Annotated in this window: 18 protein-coding genes and 1 pseudogene; 2 read left to right on the forward strand and 17 right to left on the reverse strand. The window is 59.6% G+C overall.

Annotated elements, in window-relative coordinates:
- From ACIP66_RS20765 to ACIP66_RS20810, 10 genes are all read right to left on the reverse strand, one after another.
- A partial coding sequence (locus ACIP66_RS20765) for a chemotaxis protein CheA (RefSeq protein WP_400650477.1) occupies positions 1–2014 on the reverse strand: 2014 nt, incomplete at its 3' end.
- 36 nt (positions 2015–2050) lie between these two features.
- Positions 2051–2839, reverse strand: coding sequence for a protein phosphatase CheZ (locus ACIP66_RS20770; protein WP_400650480.1), 789 nt, complete (start codon positions 2837–2839; stop codon positions 2051–2053).
- Positions 2840–2857: 18 nt separating this feature from the next.
- Positions 2858–3229, reverse strand: coding sequence for a chemotaxis response regulator CheY (locus ACIP66_RS20775; RefSeq protein WP_024012118.1), 372 nt, complete (start codon positions 3227–3229; stop codon positions 2858–2860).
- Positions 3230–3395: 166 nt separating this feature from the next.
- The gene (fliA, locus tag ACIP66_RS20780) at positions 3396–4136 is read right to left on the reverse strand and encodes an RNA polymerase sigma factor FliA (RefSeq protein ID WP_400650483.1); all 741 of its coding nucleotides are present in this window, start codon (positions 4134–4136) and stop codon (positions 3396–3398) included.
- A complete protein-coding gene (gene fleN / locus ACIP66_RS20785; protein WP_003222917.1) occupies positions 4133–4963 on the reverse strand; it encodes a flagellar synthesis regulator FleN in 831 nt (276 codons plus the stop codon). Before fleN ends, fliA begins: the two co-directional genes overlap by 4 nt.
- 116 nt (positions 4964–5079) lie before the next feature.
- Positions 5080–6420, reverse strand: a complete 1341-nt coding sequence (gene flhF, locus ACIP66_RS20790; RefSeq protein WP_053118396.1) for a flagellar biosynthesis protein FlhF — start codon at positions 6418–6420, stop codon at positions 5080–5082.
- An 11-nt stretch (positions 6421–6431) separates the two neighbouring features.
- Positions 6432–8561: a flagellar biosynthesis protein FlhA gene (gene flhA / locus ACIP66_RS20795; protein ID WP_053118395.1), complete on the reverse strand. Its 2130-nt coding sequence runs from the start codon at positions 8559–8561 to the stop codon at positions 6432–6434.
- The gene (locus ACIP66_RS20800) at positions 8515–8784 is read right to left on the reverse strand and encodes a hypothetical protein (protein ID WP_400650488.1); all 270 of its coding nucleotides are present in this window, start codon (positions 8782–8784) and stop codon (positions 8515–8517) included. The genes flhA and ACIP66_RS20800 overlap by 47 nt, the downstream gene beginning before the upstream one ends.
- A 79-nt stretch (positions 8785–8863) precedes the next feature.
- On the reverse strand, positions 8864–9175 hold the full coding sequence (locus tag ACIP66_RS20805) for a hypothetical protein (RefSeq protein WP_400650490.1): 312 nt from the start codon (positions 9173–9175) through the stop codon (positions 8864–8866).
- Between the two features lie 27 nt (positions 9176–9202).
- Entirely contained in the window at positions 9203–9526 is a 324-nt protein-coding gene (locus ACIP66_RS20810; protein ID WP_400650492.1) for a hypothetical protein, read from the reverse strand.
- Positions 9527–9889: 363 nt separating this feature from the next.
- On the opposite strand from ACIP66_RS20810, the pseudogene ACIP66_RS20815 reads away from it, so the two are divergent.
- Both ACIP66_RS20815 and ACIP66_RS20820 read left to right on the forward strand, forming a co-directional pair.
- Positions 9890–10102: pseudogene (locus ACIP66_RS20815) on the forward strand (DUF6124 family protein); the annotation flags it as partial.
- Between the two features lie 552 nt (positions 10103–10654).
- Entirely contained in the window at positions 10655–11011 is a 357-nt protein-coding gene (locus ACIP66_RS20820) for a DUF6124 family protein (protein WP_400650494.1), read from the forward strand.
- 342 nt (positions 11012–11353) lie between these two features.
- Here the strand turns inward: ACIP66_RS20820 and flhB are convergent, their stop codons facing one another.
- From flhB to ACIP66_RS20855, 7 genes are all read right to left on the reverse strand, one after another.
- A complete protein-coding gene (gene flhB, locus ACIP66_RS20825; RefSeq protein ID WP_053118388.1) occupies positions 11354–12493 on the reverse strand; it encodes a flagellar biosynthesis protein FlhB in 1140 nt (379 codons plus the stop codon).
- 3 nt (positions 12494–12496) lie between these two features.
- Positions 12497–13282, reverse strand: a complete 786-nt coding sequence (fliR, locus tag ACIP66_RS20830) for a flagellar biosynthetic protein FliR (protein WP_053118386.1) — start codon at positions 13280–13282, stop codon at positions 12497–12499.
- A gap of 3 nt (positions 13283–13285) precedes the next feature.
- A complete protein-coding gene (fliQ, locus tag ACIP66_RS20835; RefSeq protein ID WP_053118383.1) occupies positions 13286–13555 on the reverse strand; it encodes a flagellar biosynthesis protein FliQ in 270 nt (89 codons plus the stop codon).
- Positions 13552–14310 carry a flagellar type III secretion system pore protein FliP gene (fliP, locus tag ACIP66_RS20840; protein ID WP_053118381.1) on the reverse strand — a complete coding sequence of 253 codons (759 nt, stop codon included), beginning with the start codon at positions 14308–14310 and terminating at the stop codon, positions 13552–13554. Before fliP ends, fliQ begins: the two co-directional genes overlap by 4 nt.
- On the reverse strand, positions 14310–14756 hold the full coding sequence (gene fliO, locus ACIP66_RS20845; protein ID WP_053118379.1) for a flagellar biosynthetic protein FliO: 447 nt from the start codon (positions 14754–14756) through the stop codon (positions 14310–14312). Before fliO ends, fliP begins: the two co-directional genes overlap by 1 nt.
- Positions 14757–15215 carry a flagellar motor switch protein FliN gene (gene fliN, locus ACIP66_RS20850; RefSeq protein ID WP_400650497.1) on the reverse strand — a complete coding sequence of 153 codons (459 nt, stop codon included), beginning with the start codon at positions 15213–15215 and terminating at the stop codon, positions 14757–14759.
- A 58-nt stretch (positions 15216–15273) separates the two neighbouring features.
- Positions 15274–15717, reverse strand: a 444-nt coding sequence (locus tag ACIP66_RS20855; protein WP_400650500.1) for a FliM/FliN family flagellar motor switch protein, incomplete at its 5' end; no start/stop codon positions are given.

Here is a 15717-nt window from a genome sequence, read left to right on the forward strand (position 1 = left end):
GCTCTTCGTGAGCGGCGGAGCTGACCAGCCAGCGCTTGAGGTAGAACAGTGGCAGCGCCTTGTCCCGCACGATCACCACTTCCTGGCCGTCGACGACGTTGGTGGTCGACAGGTCGAGGTGGAAAATTTCGTTGACGTTGACCAGCGGGAACGCGAACGCCTGATTGCCGAGCATGACCATCAACGTCGGCATGATCGCCAGCGTCAGCGGCACCTTGATGACAATCTTCGAGCCCTGGCCCTTGGTCGAGTAGATGTTGATCGAACCGTTGAGCTGGGAAATCTTGGTCTTCACCACGTCCATGCCGACACCACGGCCGGAGACGTCGGAGATCTCGGTCTTGGTCGAGAAACCCGGAGCGAAGATCAGGTTGTAGCACTCGGTATCGCTGAGGCGATCGGCCGCGTCCTTGTCCATCACGCCGCGTTTTACCGCGATGGCGCGCAGCACGTTCGGGTCCATACCTTTGCCGTCATCGGAAATCGACAGCAGGATGTGATCGCCTTCTTGCTCGGCGGCCAGCACCACACGACCGCCACGGGCCTTGCCCGATGCTTCGCGTTCTTCCGGCGACTCGATGCCGTGGTCGACCGCGTTGCGCACCAAGTGGACCAGCGGATCGGCCAGGGCCTCGACGAGGTTTTTGTCGAGGTCGGTTTCTTCGCCGACCAGCTCCAGGTTGATCTCTTTTTTCAGCTGACGGGCCAGGTCGCGAACCAGACGCGGGAAGCGCCCGAAGACTTTCTTGATCGGCTGCATCCGCGTTTTCATCACTGCGGTTTGCAGGTCAGCGGTGACCACGTCGAGGTTCGACACAGCCTTTTGCATGGCTTCGTCGCCGCTGTTCAAGCCCAGGCGCACCAGACGGTTACGCACCAGTACCAGCTCGCCGACCATGTTCATGATTTCGTCGAGACGTGCGGTATCGACGCGCACGGTGGTCTCGGCTTCGCTCGCCGGTTTTTCCGGTGGCGGTGTTGCCGGTGCACGGGCCGGAGCCGGTGCAGCAGCTTTGGGTGCTTCGGCTTTTGGCTCAGGCTTGGCGACAGGTTTCGGCGCCGCTGCGGCCGGGGCCTTGGCAACTGGCGTGGCCACCGTCGAAGCGCTGCCCGCAGAGGCGGCGCCGACGTCGGTGAACTTGCCTTTGCCGTGCAATTCGTCGAGCAGCGATTCGAATTCGTGATCGCTGATCAAATCGCTGCCGGCAGCGGCGGCCGCTGGAGCAGCAGGCGCAGGTGCCGAGGCAATCGCCGACTCCAGCGCTTCGACGGCGAAGTTGCCTTTGCCGTGCAACTGATCGAGCAACGCTTCGAATTCGTCGTCGGTGATGTCCGAGCTGTCGCCCGCTGCCGGAGCAACCGGAGCCGCTGGCGTCGCCGCTACAGCGTCCGGCGCGAACTGGCCTTTGCCGTGCAGTTGATCCAGCAACGACTCGAATTCGGCGTCGGTGATTTCATCGCTGGCGGCGCTATCGGCCACCGGCGCTGGCGGGGCTTCGGCTTGTGCCTTGACGGCATTCAGCGAGTCCAGCAGTTGTTCAAATTCGTTGTCGGTGATGTCGCCCGAATCGCTTTCCGCGACCGGCGCTTCAACGACTTCTTCGACCGCGACGGCATCCGCCGATTGCGGCTCGGCCAGACGTGCCAGCGCTGCCAGCAGCTCAGGCGTTGCAGCGGTGATCGGTGCGCGTTCACGCACCTCAGTGAACATGCTGTTCACCGCGTCCAGTGCTTCCAGTACCACGTCCATCAGTTCTGCATCAACGCGACGCTCACCCTTGCGCAGGATGTCGAACACGTTTTCGGCGATGTGACAGCACTCCACCAGCTCATTGAGCTGAAGGAAGCCGGCGCCCCCTTTTACAGTGTGGAAACCGCGAAAAATTGCATTGAGCAGATCCGCGTCATCCGGTCGGCTTTCCAGCTCGACCAGTTGCTCGGACAGTTGCTCAAGAATCTCGCCGGCCTCAACCAGGAAATCCTGAAGGATCTCTTCATCGGCGCCGAAGCTCATTAATGGGGTGCTCCTAACAGGTCTAAAAACCTAAACTCAAAATCCAAGGCTGGATAACAAATCGTCCACATCGTCCTGACCGGACACAACGTCTTCTCGTTTATCGGCATGAATCTGCGGACCTTCACCCTGCGAGAGATGTTTTTGTGGATCTTTTTCTGCAAGCATCGCGGCGCGGTCATGTTCGATGCCCGCAAAGCGGTCCACCTGACTGGCCATGAGTACGAGTTTGAGCAAATTGCTTTCGACTTCGGTGACCAGTTGGGTCACGCGTTTGATCACCTGACCGGTGAGGTCCTGGTAATCCTGGGCCAGCAAGATGTCGTTGAGATTGCTCGACACCGCACGGTTGCCCGAGTGGCTGCGCGACAGAAAACCGTCGACCCGGCGCGCCAGTTCGCGGAACTCTTCAGCCCCGACTTCGCGGCGCATGAAACGGCCCCAATCCGTGCTCAGAGCCTGGGCTTCTTCAGCCAGACCATTGACCACCGGCGTGGCGCTTTCCACCAGATCCATGGTGCGGTTGGCCGCGGCTTCCGTCAGCTTGACCACATAGCCCAGACGTTCGGTGGCGTCGGTGATTTGCGACACTTCCTCGGCCTGCGGCATGTGCGGATCGATCTGGAAATTGACGATCGCACTGTGCAGTTCGCGTGTGAGCTTGCCCACTTCCTGATACAGGCCGCGGTCACGGGTCTGATTGAGCTCATGGATCAGTTGCACAGCGTCGCCGAACTTGCCTTTTTCAAGGCTCTCGACCAGTTCGACCGCGTGTTTTTTCAGGGTCGACTCGAAATCGCCCTGTGAAAATTCTTTATGCTCCATAGCTCCCCCGCGCGTTCATCAGCCGATGCGTTCGAAAATCTTCTCGATTTTGTCTTTCAGCGCCTGAGCCGTGAAAGGTTTGACGACGTAGCCGTTCACACCGGCCTGAGCGGCTTCGATGATCTGCTCGCGCTTGGCTTCAGCAGTCACCATCAATACCGGCAGGTGCTTGAGTTTTTCGTCGGCACGCACGTGACGCAGCAGGTCGATACCGGTCATGCCCGGCATGTTCCAGTCCGTTACCAGAAAGTCGATGCTTCCGCTGTTGAGCACTGGAATGGCAGTGGTGCCATCGTCAGCCTCGACGGTGTTGGTGAACCCAAGATCACGCAGCAGGTTCTTGATGATCCGCCGCATCGTTGAGAAGTCATCAACGATGAGGATTTTCATGTCTTTGTTCAATTCGACCTCCAAGCAGTCTTAAACGCGCCCAGCACCTGGACGCGCCACTTCAATCAATCGGCGCAGCACTCGAAGACTGTCTGGAGCACAACAGAGCAAGACCGGTGCCGTTCATCACCGCACCAGCCTCGTTCGCAGTGTCCCCACACTGCCTTCAGCGCGCTCGCCACTCCCCCAAACGCCCCCGCAAACGGGCCGCGCACTGGCTGTGTTTGTGGCTGTCGCGCGATTCACTGACGCCTTGGACTTCACCGATTTCCTTGAGGTTCAGCTCTTCGTCGTAGTACAGCGCCAACACCAGTCGCTCACGCTCCGGCAAATTGGCAATCGCGTCCGCCAGCGCCGCCTGGAAGCGTTCATCTTCCAGATCGCGTGACGGCTCAAGATGAGCACTCGCGCCATCCTCGTGCAGCCCTTCGTGTTCGCCGTCCTGCAACAGATCGTCGAAACTGAACAGGCGACTGCCCAAGGTGTCATTCAAAATCCCGTAATAATCGTCGAGACTCAATTGGAGTTCGGCCGCAACTTCGTGATCTTTAGCATCACGGCCGGTTTTAGCTTCAATTGAGCGAATTGCGTCGCTGACCATCCGGGTATTGCGGTGAACCGAGCGTGGTGCCCAATCCCCTTTGCGCACTTCGTCGAGCATCGCGCCGCGGATTCGAATGCCCGCGTACGTTTCGAAACTGGCGCCTTTACTGGCGTCGTATTTGGTCGAGACTTCAAGCAGGCCGATCATCCCGGCCTGGATCAGGTCTTCAACCTGCACACTCGCCGGCAACCGCGCCAGCAAGTGATAGGCAATGCGTTTGACCAGCGGCGCGTAACGCTCGATCAGCTCGTACTGAGCGTCGCGTGCCGACTTCTTGTAGTAATTCATACCGCTAGCGGTCATAGCACGGGCCCTGCCGTTTGCTGCACGAGGCGCTCGACAAAAAACTCAAGGTGGCCGCGCGGGTTGGCGGGCAGCGGCCAGGTGTCGACCTTTTGCGCGATGGCCTTGAACGCCAGCGCGCACTTGGAACGCGGGAAGGCTTCATAGACAGCGCGTTGCTTCTGCACCGCTTTGCGCACGCTTTCGTCGTAAGGCACGGCGCCGACGTATTGTAAGGCGACGTCGAGGAAGCGATCCGTGACCTTGGTCAACTTGGCGAACAGGTTGCGACCTTCTTGCGGGCTCTGCGCCATGTTGGCGAGGACGCGGAAGCGGTTCATGCCGTAATCGCGGTTGAGCAGTTTGATCAGTGCGTAAGCGTCAGTGATCGAAGTCGGCTCGTCGCAGACCACCAGCAACACTTCCTGCGCTGCGCGAACGAAACTGACTACCGAGTCACCAATACCTGCAGCGGTGTCGATCACCAGAACGTCGAGATTGTCGCCGATGTCACTGAAGGCCTGAATCAGGCCGGCGTGTTGCGCCGGGCTCAGATGAACCATGCTCTGCGTGCCGGACGCGGCCGGTACGATGCGGATCCCGCCGGGCCCCTGCAACAGTACGTCGCGCAGCTCACAGCGGCCTTCGATGACATCGGCCAGAGTGCGTTTGGGTGTCAGGCCCAGCAGAACGTCGACGTTCGCCAGTCCCAGATCGGCGTCCAGCAGCATGACCCGACGGCCAAGCTCTGCCAGCGCCAGAGACAAGTTCACTGACACGTTAGTTTTGCCGACGCCACCTTTGCCGCCGGTCACCGCGATCACCTGTACGGGATGCATGCTGCCCATGTTATTTCTTTACCTTGTCTTGCATAGACGGAGGCCACATTACTGGCTGCGCGTTCACAAACGGAACAATGCATGGCAGACCATCGATGTAGGTACAAAAACTGTTCATGAATACCTCAGCCTACCTGCTTGGTGGGGCTGTGGTAGATATCAGCGAACATGTCAGCCATGGCTTCTTCGCTGGGTTCTTCCTGCATTTGCACGCTGACGGCGCGGCTGACCAGTTGATGACGGCGCGGCAGATGCAAATCATCCGGAATCCGTGGGCCATCGGTCAGGTACGCGACCGGCAATTCATGACTGATCGCCAGGCTTAACACTTCGCCAAGGCTGGCCGTTTCATCCAGTTTAGTCAGGATGCACCCGGCGAGCCCGCAACGCTTGTAACTGTGATAAGCGGCGGTTAGAACCTGTTTCTGGCTGGTGGTTGCCAAGACCAGATAATTTTTTGAACGGATGCCACGCCCGGCGAGGCTTTCGAGCTGCATGCGCAGGGCCGGATCGCTGGCTTGCAGGCCGGCCGTATCAATCAGCACCACGCGTTTGCGCAGCAATGGATCCAGCGCCTGCACCAGCGATTGGCCCGGATCAACGTGGGTCACCGGCACATTGAGAATGCGGCCCAGGGTCTTCAGTTGTTCCTGCGCGCCGATGCGAAAACTGTCCATGCTCACCAGCGCGACATTCTGCGCGCCGTATTTCAGCACATAACGCGCGGCCAGTTTCGCCAGCGTGGTGGTCTTGCCCATGCCGGCAGGGCCGACCATGGCGATCACACCGCCCTCTTCCAGCGGCTCGACTTCCGGCACGGCAATCATCCGCGCCAGATGCGCGAGCAGCATGCGCCAAGCCTGACGCGGCTCTTCGATGTCGCTGATCATCGACAGCAGATCACGCGACAGCGGGCCAGACAAACCGATGCGTTGCAGACGGCGATACAGATTGGCTTGCGCCGGACGGCTGCCCTGCAGTTGATTCCAGGCCAGTGTGCCGAGCTGCACTTCCATCAGCTCGCGCAGGCTGTTCAATTCAAAACGCATCGAATCCAGTGCGCGTGGATCGACGCCGCCGGAGGACTGCGCCGGTGCCGGGGCTGGACGCGCTGGCGCGGCGTAGGTCGGCTCGGTCAGCGGTTCAGCGGCGGTCAACGGCAGGCCAGCGGTGAGTGGCAGGCCGGCAAAGATCTGGCGATTGCTATTGCCATCGGCTTCGCCACGCAGGCTCAGTTCGGCCTGGGCGGTGACGATGCGCGACTGGGTCTTGCGCAGCTCGTCTTCGAGTTCCATGTTCGGAACCCGTGGCGCCAGCGCCGACAATTTGTAATCGAGCGCAGCCGTCAGCTCGACACCGCCGGCAATGCGGCGGTTGCCAATGATGGCGGCATCAGCGCCCAGCTCATCACGAACCAGCTTCATGGCCTGACGCATATCGGCGGCGAAAAAACGCTTAACTTGCATGAACCACTACCTCAGCCGTTGGGCCCTACTGTCGCAACAATTGTCACTTGCTTGTTGTCCGGTATTTCCTGGTAGGCCAGCACGTGCAATCCAGGGACTGCGAGGCGGCCAAAACGCGAGAGCATCGCGCGCACCGGGCCTGCTACCAACAGGATCACCGGCTGACCTTGCATCTCCTGACGCTGCGCCGCTTCGATGAGCGAACGTTGCAGCTTCTCGGCCATGCTTGGCTCCAGCAGAACGCCCTCTTCCGAGCCTTGTCCTGCCTTCTGCAGACTATTGAGCAATATCTGTTCCAACCTTGGTTCCAGGGTGATCACAGGCAGCTCGGACTCAGTGCCTACAATGCTTTGGACGATGGCGCGCGATACGCCAACCCGCACCGCAGCCACCAGCGCGGCGGTATCTTGACTCTTGGCAGCGTTGTTGGCGATGGCTTCGGCAATACTGCGGATGTCACGCACCGGCACGTGTTCGGCCAACAGCGCTTGCAATACTTTAAGCAGTTGCGACAACGAGACCACGCCCGGCACCAGCTCTTCAGCCAGTTTCGGCGAGCTTTTGGCCAGCAATTGCATGAGTTGCTGCACCTCCTCGTGGCCGATCAGCTCACTGGAGTGTTTGTACAGAATCTGGTTCAAGTGCGTCGCGACCACGGTGCTGGCGTCGACCACGGTGTATCCGAGCGACTGTGCCTGCGCACGCTGGCTGATTTCGATCCACACCGCTTCCAGCCCAAAAGCCGGATCTTTGGCGTTTATGCCGTTAAGCGTGCCGTATACCTGCCCCGGGTTGATCGCCAGCTCGCGATCCGGGTAGATCTCAGCTTCGGCGAGGATCACGCCCATCAGGGTCAAACGGTAGGCGCTTGGCGCCAGGTCGAGGTTGTCGCGGATATGCACGGTCGGCATCAGGAAGCCCAGATCCTGCGAGAGCTTCTTGCGCACGCCCTTGATCCGCGCCAGCAATTGACCACCCTGATTGCGATCCACCAACGGGATCAAGCGGTAGCCGACTTCCAGACCAATCATGTCGATTGGCGTCACGTCATCCCAGCCCAGCTCTTTGGTTTCCATGGCGCGGGCCGGCGACGGCAGCAGCTCCTGCTGGCGTTTGACCTCTTGCAGCGCTTCAACCTTGGCGACGTTCTGCTTCTTCCAGAACAGGTACGCGCCGCCAGCGGCCAGTGCGGCCATGCTGAGGAACGAGAAGTGCGGCATGCCCGGCACCAGGCCCATCACCGCCATCAAACCGGCCGCCACCGCCAGCGCTTTTGGCGAGGCGAACATCTGGCGATTGATCTGTTTGCCCATGTCTTCCGAACCGGAAGCACGGGTCACCATGATCGCCGCAGCTGTAGATAACAACAGTGATGGCAATTGCGCCACTAAACCGTCACCGATGGTCAGCAAGGCGTAAACCCGGCCGGCATCGCCGAAGCTCATGTTGTGCTGGAAGATACCCACGGCCATGCCGCCGATGAGGTTGATGAACAGAATCAGCAGGCCGGCGATGGCGTCACCGCGCACGAACTTGCTGGCACCGTCCATCGAACCGTAGAACTCAGCCTCTTGGGCGACTTCCTGACGGCGCATCTTCGCCTGGTTCTGGTCGATCAGACCGGCGTTGAGGTCGGCGTCGATCGCCATTTGTTTGCCGGGCATCGCGTCGAGGGTGAAGCGCGCGCTCACCTCGGAAATTCGCCCGGCACCCTTGGTCACCACGACGAAGTTGATGATCATCAGGATCGCAAACACCACGATACCGACCACGTAGTTGCCGCCAATCACCACCTCACCGAAGGCCTGAATCACCTTACCGGCGGCGGCGTGGCCGTCCTGACCGTGGAGCATCACCACCCGTGTCGAGGCGACGTTCAACGCCAGTCGCATCAACGTCGCGACCAGCAGAATCGTCGGGAACACCGCGAAATCCAGCGGCCGCAGCGCGTACACGCAGACCAGCAGCACGACAATCGACAACGCAATGTTGAACGTGAAAAACACGTCGAGCAGGAACGGCGGAATCGGCAACATCATCATTGCCAACATGACCAGCAGCAACAACGGCACGCCCAGATTGCCTCGCGAGAGGTCATTCAGGTTTGTGCGGGCACTGTTGAGTAACTGAGAGCGATCCACCGGTTTTCCTCGTTCCTTTAAAGCAAACTTTTGACGCCCAGAGCAGGCGCACGGCGGCTATTGCAAGAAGCCTTCCAACTTTTGCGCAGACAAAAAAGATCGCAGCCCCAACGCGCTCCCTGTAGGAGCTGCCGAAGGCTGCGATCTTTTGATCTGGCTTTTTGAAAATCAAAAGATCGCAGCCTTCGGCAGCTCCTACAGGAAGGTATTCAATTTCAGGCACAAAAAAACCGTCGCCCCGTTCAATTGGGGGCGGCGGTTGTGTATTTCGTCACAAGTGTCAGCACAAGAAAATGTCGGATTCAACCAGCCTCGTGAATCAGCTCCGCGCCAATATCACCAAACGCTAGCTCGCGCCCAATCACATACTGTGTGCCGGTATACATCGGTTTCCCCTCCACCGACACCAACGGCTCCTTGCCATACATCAGCACGACTTTGGTTTCGGGGGACTTGCCCCCTGAATAAATCGGCTCACCTAACAGCAAATTCAGTTGCCACTGAAAATAGATGATCGGCAGATCGCTGATCCGGATCTGCCGACCACCGTCCAATCGAAAATCCCTCCGTGCCGTCACGTGCAACTGCCCGTCAATCACCTCGAAGACCGGCACGCCATAACGATTTTCCAGCCCTCCCGTTCACCACTCCGACATGTAGTACTCCGTGCGGGTGAAAACCTTGAACAGCGCCTCATTCGTGGAGATATTGCCAGCCGCGCCCAATAAATAGTTGTACGCGTAGTGAGAACCCAAGCCTTCCAGCTCAGGCCGGATCGCATTGAGCGGGTGATGCAGAAAGTTGAAAATGTGCTGATTCGCGGCACCTTCGAAGTTAAGAAAATCGAGACTCAGTTTGAATTTGGCCGAGTAGCCAATCGCTCTTTCGCTGACGTTTTCCTCCAGCCTAGCGGAGACGCACTCCAGCTTCATCCCCGGAAGATGTTTGTATACGCGCTCTACCATCATGACTCTCCCTGAACAGATCCGAATATCTCGAACGCTGTCAGGCCCTTGCCCAAGCGCTCCACGGCGAGACCTCCAACGGGAACATTCCCGGCGCTATGGGTGCGCCTGAAATGGAAAGCCGTCTACTGTCAGAACAGTCAGGTATCACAGGTTTCCAGACGGAAGGTTCACTCCACCCTCTGTAGGAGCAAAGCTTGCTCGCGAAAGCGGTGTGTCAACCGACGAAAGCGTTGAATATGCCGGTGCCTTCGCGAGCAAGCTTTGCTCCTACAAATTGGGGCAAGCCGCAAAATATGTGATCACCACAAAACCGTAGGAGCAGAGCTTGCTCGCGAAGGGGCCGTCATTACCTGCAGAAACCGCACGATGTACGCCGTCACCGCCGACTTCAAAAACGAAGAATTATTGGCCAACGCCTGCGAAACCCTCGCCTCCGCCAGAACCATCGCCAATGACTTCGCCAACCTCATTCCCGCATCACAACGCAGAACACTGCAGGGCATTGCGCAACTGATCATGCTCGGCGAGTTGGCGGTGAATCGGGCGCTGGATAATCTGGAATTGCCGCAGTAGCAGCCCCCCCGGTGATCGTTCCCACGCTCTGCGTGGGAATGCCTCAACGGACGCTCCGCGTTCGGTTCTAGAAGGGACGCGGAGCGTCCCGGGATGCATTCCCACGCGGAGCGTGGGAACGATCAATTGGGGCAAGCCACAAAATATGTGATCACCACAAAACCGTAGGAGCAGAGCTTGCTCGCGAAGGGGCCGTCATTGCCTGTGCCCGATTTCTGTTTTTAAACGGCTATGTTTAAAAGACACCTCCAGACACGCCTCAAAGGCTACACATCCTTGCGCCTTTACCTACAGCTAAGCCAGAATCGGCCGGCTTGTGCGCCTTGGGGACGGGTTCTATCGTGGGTCGGTCGCTGATTTCTTCAGTGATCGGGTTTAGCAGCTCGGCAAATCTCAAGACACGCGAGTCCCGCCATTACGTTATGGCGGCTTTGCGTGGGGCACTTCGGTGCGCCGGGATTCTTGAGCCTGGTCTGCTAACCCGCGTACAGCCGCCACCCACTTCGTTTAGCAGCGACGGTTGACGGCTCCATTTCTCAAGGAGCTTCACCAATGATCAAACCAACACCAAACCCACCCGAAACCGACCTCACCTCCCCCTACGAATCACTCGATTCAACAAAGCTCCACGAAGCCGCCGACCGCGCCCTCGATCACTACCTCTTCCCGGGCGCCACGCCACCGCCACGCCGAAACCGCACGATGTACGCCGTCACCGCCGACTTCAAAAACGAAGAATTATTGGCCAACGCTTGCGAAACCCTCGCCTCGGCAAGAACCATCGCCAATGACTTCGCCAACCTCATACCCGCCTCGCAGCGGAGGACGCTGCTGGGCATAGCGCAACTGATCATGCTCGGCGAACTGGCGGTGAATCGGGCGCTGGATAATCTGGAGTTGCCGCAGTAACAGCACCCCGGTGATCGTTCCCACGCTCTGCGTGGGAATGCCTCAACGGACGCTCCGCGTTCGGTTCTGGAAGGGACGCGGAGCGTCCCGGGATGCATTCCCACGCGGAGCGTGGGAATGATCAAGAAGTCAGGCAAGAACCTGTGGCGAGGGGATTCAGCGAAACGTCGCACCGCCCCGCTCGGCTGCGCAGCAGTCGTAAATCCTGAGCACGCGGTAATCCTGAAAGATTGAAGTCACAGGTTTTGGGGCTGCTGCGCAGCCCAGCGGGGCGGTGCGACGTTTCGCTAAAACCCTCGCCACAATGATCTCTGTAAGGCCTAGAGTTTCATCGCAGTAACGTCAAGAATCGCGGCGCAGATCCGGCGGAATCGGCAGGTCATCCTTGAGCGGATCCGGCCGTTTGCCCTTGCCCGCGCGGTATTGGCGGATCTGGTAGACGTACGCCAACACCTGCGCCACCGCCAGATACAACCCGCCAGGGATTTCCTCGTCGAGCTCAGTCGAGTAGTAAATCGACCGCGCCAACCCCGGCGATTCCAGCAGCATCACATTATTCGCCACGGCAATCTCACGAATCTTCAACGCCAGGAAGTCGCTACCCTTGGCCAGCAGCAACGGCGCGCCACCCTTTTCCGAGTCGTATTTGAGCGCGACGGCGTAGTGCGTCGGGTTGGTGATGACCACGTCGGCGTCGGGAATCGCCGCCATCATCCGTCGCTGGGACATTTCGCGCTGGGTCTGGCGGATGCGCTGTTTGACCTCCGGCCGACCTTCCTGATCCTTGTGCTCGTCGCGCACTTCCTGCTTGGTCATCAGCAGTTTTTTGTGCGCTTCCCAGAGCTGCACCGGCACGTCGACGGCGGCGATGATGATCAACCCGCAGGCCAGCCACAACGTGCTCCAGCCGACCAGCGTCACGCTGTGAATAATCGCTGACTCAAGCGGTTCGTGAGCGATACGCAGCAGGTCGTCGACGTCGGACATCAACACCATCAGCGCCACGAACAGGGTGATCACAAACTTGGCGAGTGCCTTGAGCAACTCCACCACAGCCTTGAAGGAAAACATGCGCTTGAGGCCGGCGGCCGGGTTCATCCGGCTGAACTTCGGCGCCATGGAGCTGGCCGCGAACAGCCAGCCGCCAAGGGAGATCGGCCCGACCAGCGCGGCAATCAACAGGGTGATCATGATCGGCTGAATCGCCACCAGCGCCATTTTGCCCGACTGCATCATAAAGGCGCCCATGGAGCCCTGATCCATGATCACCTCGCGCGTCAGCGTGAAGTTCAGGCGCATCAGTTCCATCAGGTCTTCGGCCAACATGCCGCCAAACACCAGCAACGCGCCGGCGCCGGCCATCATCACGGCGAGGGTGTTGAGCTCTTTGGAACGGGCAATCTCACCCTTCTCACGGGAGTCCTTTTTCCGTTTCTCCGTGGGGTCTTCTGTTTTGTCCTGACCGCTTTCGCTCTCAGCCATGACTCAGCGCGCCCGTGCCAGTTCGCGTAACAGCTGCAAAGCCTCGGTGGCCAGCGGCTGATACTGATTGAGGATATCCGCCAACCCGACCCAGACAATAAACAGACCGAGCACCAGGGTCAGCGGGAAACCGATGGAGAAAATGTTCAGTTGCGGCGCCGCGCGGGTCATCACGCCGAACGCGATGTTGACCACCAGCAACGCGGTCACCGCCGGCAACACCAGCAGCAACGCCGCGCCAAGTACCCAGCCGAGTTTGCCGGCCAGTTCCCAGTAATGCGCGGTCATCAAACCACTGCCGACCGGCAGCGTGGTGAAGCTTTCAGTCAGGACTTCGAACACTACCAAGTGGCCGTTCATCGACAGGAACAGCAGCGTCACGAGCATGGTGAAGAACTGCCCGATCACCGCCACCGAGACGCCGTTGGCCGGGTCGATCATCGAGGCGAAGCCCATGCCCATCTGGATCGCGACGATCTGCCCGGCCACCGCAAACGCCTGAAAGAACAACTGCAAGGAAAACCCGAGCACAGCGCCGACCAGGATCTGCTCAGCGATCAACATCAGCCCGCTGAGATCCAGCGGACTCACTGCCGGCATCGGCGGCAGCCCCGGCGTGATCACCACGGTGATCGCCACGGCAAAATACAGGCGCACACGGCGCGGTATCAGCGTGGTGCCGAACACCGGCATGACCATCAACATCGAGGCGACGCGAAACAGCGGCAACATGAACGATGCCACCCAGGAACTGATCTGGGTGTCGGTCAGCTGAAGCAGCGATTGCATGGCTTAGCCGATGACCATCGGGATGTTTTTGTACAACTGGATGATGTATTCCATGAACGTCTGCACGATCCATGGGCCGGCGACGATCAACGTCACCAGCATCACCAGCAGACGCGGCAGGAAGCTCAGGGTCTGTTCGTTGATCTGCGTCGCAGCCTGGAACATCGCCACCAGCAAGCCGACCAACAGGCTCGGGATCACCAGAATCGCGACCATCAGCGTGGTCAGCCACAGCGCTTCACGAAAGATATCGACCGCGACTTCCGGCGTCATGGCGAGACACCTCCAAAACTGCTGGCCAGGGTGCCGATGATCAGCGCCCAGCCATCCACCAGCACAAACAGCATGATCTTGAACGGCAACGAAATGATCAGCGGCGACAGCATCATCATACCCATCGCCATCAGCACACTGGCGACGACGAGGTCGATGATCAGGAACGGAATGAAGATCATGAAGCCGATCTGGAACGCGGTCTTCAGCTCAGAGGTGACGAACGCCGGCACCAGAATGGTCAGCGGCGCTGCGTCTGGCGTCGGGATGTCGGTGCGTTTGGACAGGCGCATGAACAGCTCAAGATCGCTGCTGCGGGTTTGCGCGAGCATGAAGTCCTTGATCGGCACTTGAGCTTTTTCCACCGCTTGCTGCGCGGTGAGTGTCTCCGCCAGATACGGCTGCAAGGCATCCTTGTTCACGCGATCGAACACCGGCGCCATGATGAACATGGTCAGGAACAGCGCCATGCCGGTGAGGATCTGGTTCGACGGCGTCTGTTGCAGGCCGAGGGCCTGACGCAGGATCGAGAAGACGATGATGATCCGGGTGAAACTGGTCATCAGAATGACCGCCGCCGGAATAAAACTCAGCGCGGTCATGATCAGCAGGATCTGCAGGCTGACCGAATATTCCTGCGCGCCATCGGCGTTGGTGCCCAGCGTGATCGCCGGGATCGACAACGGATCGGCGGCGAACGCCAGCGGCGCCGCCAGCATCAGGGCCAGCGTCAAGACGATGCGTAGCGCACCCATTACTTCGTATCCTTCTGATCCTTGCCGAGTATCTTCAGCAACTGCTGGGCAAAATCCGGAGTGGCTTTTTCACTGGTGCTCGGCACCGGCACCGGCTCTTTGAGCACGTGCAGCGCGGTGATGGTGCCGGGGCTCAAACCGAGCAGAATCTGCTCGTTGCCGACCTGCACCAGCATCAAACGGTCACGTGGGCCGAGGGCGCGCGAACCGATCAACTCGATCACCTGGCCCTTGCCTGCCGGCCCTGCCTGCTGCACCCGGCGCAGCAGCCAGGCGAGGAAAAAGATAATCCCCAGCACCAGCAGCAAACCGAACACCAGTTGCGTCAATTGCCCGGCAATGCCGCTGTTGACCACCGGCGCGGCGACGGCGGCCGTGGTCGCCACCGGCTCGGCGGCCATTACGCTGATTGGCAGCGCCAGCAGCGCCCAGAGAAACCTTTTCACTCAGCGCAGCTTCTTGATGCGTTCGCTTGGGCTGATCACGTCGGTCAGGCGGATGCCGAACTTCTCGTTGACCACCACCACTTCGCCGTGCGCAATCAGCGTGCCGTTGACCAGCACGTCGAGTGGCTCACCGGCCAGACGATCGAGCTCGATCACCGAACCCTGGTTGAGTTGCAGCAGGTTGCGGATGTTGATGTCGGTGCTGCCGACTTCCATCGAAATCGACACCGGGATGTCGAGGATCACGTCCAGGTTCGGACCGTCCAGCGTCACCGGATCGTTGTTCTTCGGCACGCTGCCGAACTCTTCCAACGGCAGACGGTTGGAGCTCGCGGCGCCAGCGTCGGCGGCCAGCAGGGCGTCGATGTCAGCCTGGCCGGCATCACCGGTTTCTTCGAGGGCGGCGGCCCATTCATCAGCCAGTGCCTGATCGTCCTGGGCGTTCATATCGTCGTTCATCATGTGTCCTCGGCGGGCAACAATTCAGTTAGTGCAAAAAAGGGGGTGTGGCGCCGTTTCAGCGGCGCTCGATCGGCTCGATCACCTGCAACGCGAGGTTGCCTTTGTGCGAGCCCATCTTGACCTTGAAGGCCGGCACGCCATTGGCGCGCATGATCATTTCGTCCGGCATCTCGACCGGGATCACATCGCCTGGCTGCATGTGCAAGATGTCGCGCAGTTTCAACTGACGACGAGCCACGGTGGCACCGATCGGCACATCGACATCGAGCACGTCCTGACGCAGGGCGTTGACCCAGCGCTCGTCCTGATCGTCGAGATCCGACTGGAAACCGGCGTCGAGCATTTCGCGCACCGGCTCGATCATCGAGTACGGCATGGTCACGTGCAGATCGCCGCCACCGCCATCGAGTTCGATGTGGAACGTGGAGAGCTCGATCGGTTCGCCCTGGCCGACGATGATGGCCATCGCCGGTTTCAATTCCGAGTGGATGTACTCGAA

Source organism: Pseudomonas sp. NPDC088429 (genome assembly GCF_044753305.1).
Lineage (GTDB): Bacteria > Pseudomonadota > Gammaproteobacteria > Pseudomonadales > Pseudomonadaceae > Aquipseudomonas > Aquipseudomonas rustica.

Bases quoted from the DNA above. Each gene is read 5' to 3' on its own strand.
- ACIP66_RS20775 (WP_024012118.1), bottom strand. From the start codon at position 3,229: ATGAAAATCCTCATCGTTGATGACTTCTCAACGATGCGGCGGATCATC.
- fliP (WP_053118381.1), bottom strand. From the start codon at position 14,310: ATGGGTGCGCTACGCATCGTCTTGACGCTGGCCCTGATGCTGGCGGCG.
- ACIP66_RS20810 (WP_400650492.1), bottom strand. From the start codon at position 9,526: ATGGTAGAGCGCGTATACAAACATCTTCCGGGGATGAAGCTGGAGTGC.
- fliN (WP_400650497.1), bottom strand. From the start codon at position 15,215: ATGAACGACGATATGAACGCCCAGGACGATCAGGCACTGGCTGATGAA.
- fliA (WP_400650483.1), bottom strand. From the start codon at position 4,136: ATGACCGCTAGCGGTATGAATTACTACAAGAAGTCGGCACGCGACGCT.
- ACIP66_RS20820 (WP_400650494.1), top strand. From the start codon at position 10,655: ATGATCAAACCAACACCAAACCCACCCGAAACCGACCTCACCTCCCCC.
- fliR (WP_053118386.1), bottom strand. From the start codon at position 13,282: ATGCAATCGCTGCTTCAGCTGACCGACACCCAGATCAGTTCCTGGGTG.
- ACIP66_RS20770 (WP_400650480.1), bottom strand. From the start codon at position 2,839: ATGGAGCATAAAGAATTTTCACAGGGCGATTTCGAGTCGACCCTGAAA.
- flhB (WP_053118388.1), bottom strand. From the start codon at position 12,493: ATGGCTGAGAGCGAAAGCGGTCAGGACAAAACAGAAGACCCCACGGAG.
- flhF (WP_053118396.1), bottom strand. From the start codon at position 6,420: ATGCAAGTTAAGCGTTTTTTCGCCGCCGATATGCGTCAGGCCATGAAG.
- fliQ (WP_053118383.1), bottom strand. From the start codon at position 13,555: ATGACGCCGGAAGTCGCGGTCGATATCTTTCGTGAAGCGCTGTGGCTG.
- fleN (WP_003222917.1), bottom strand. From the start codon at position 4,963: ATGGGCAGCATGCATCCCGTACAGGTGATCGCGGTGACCGGCGGCAAA.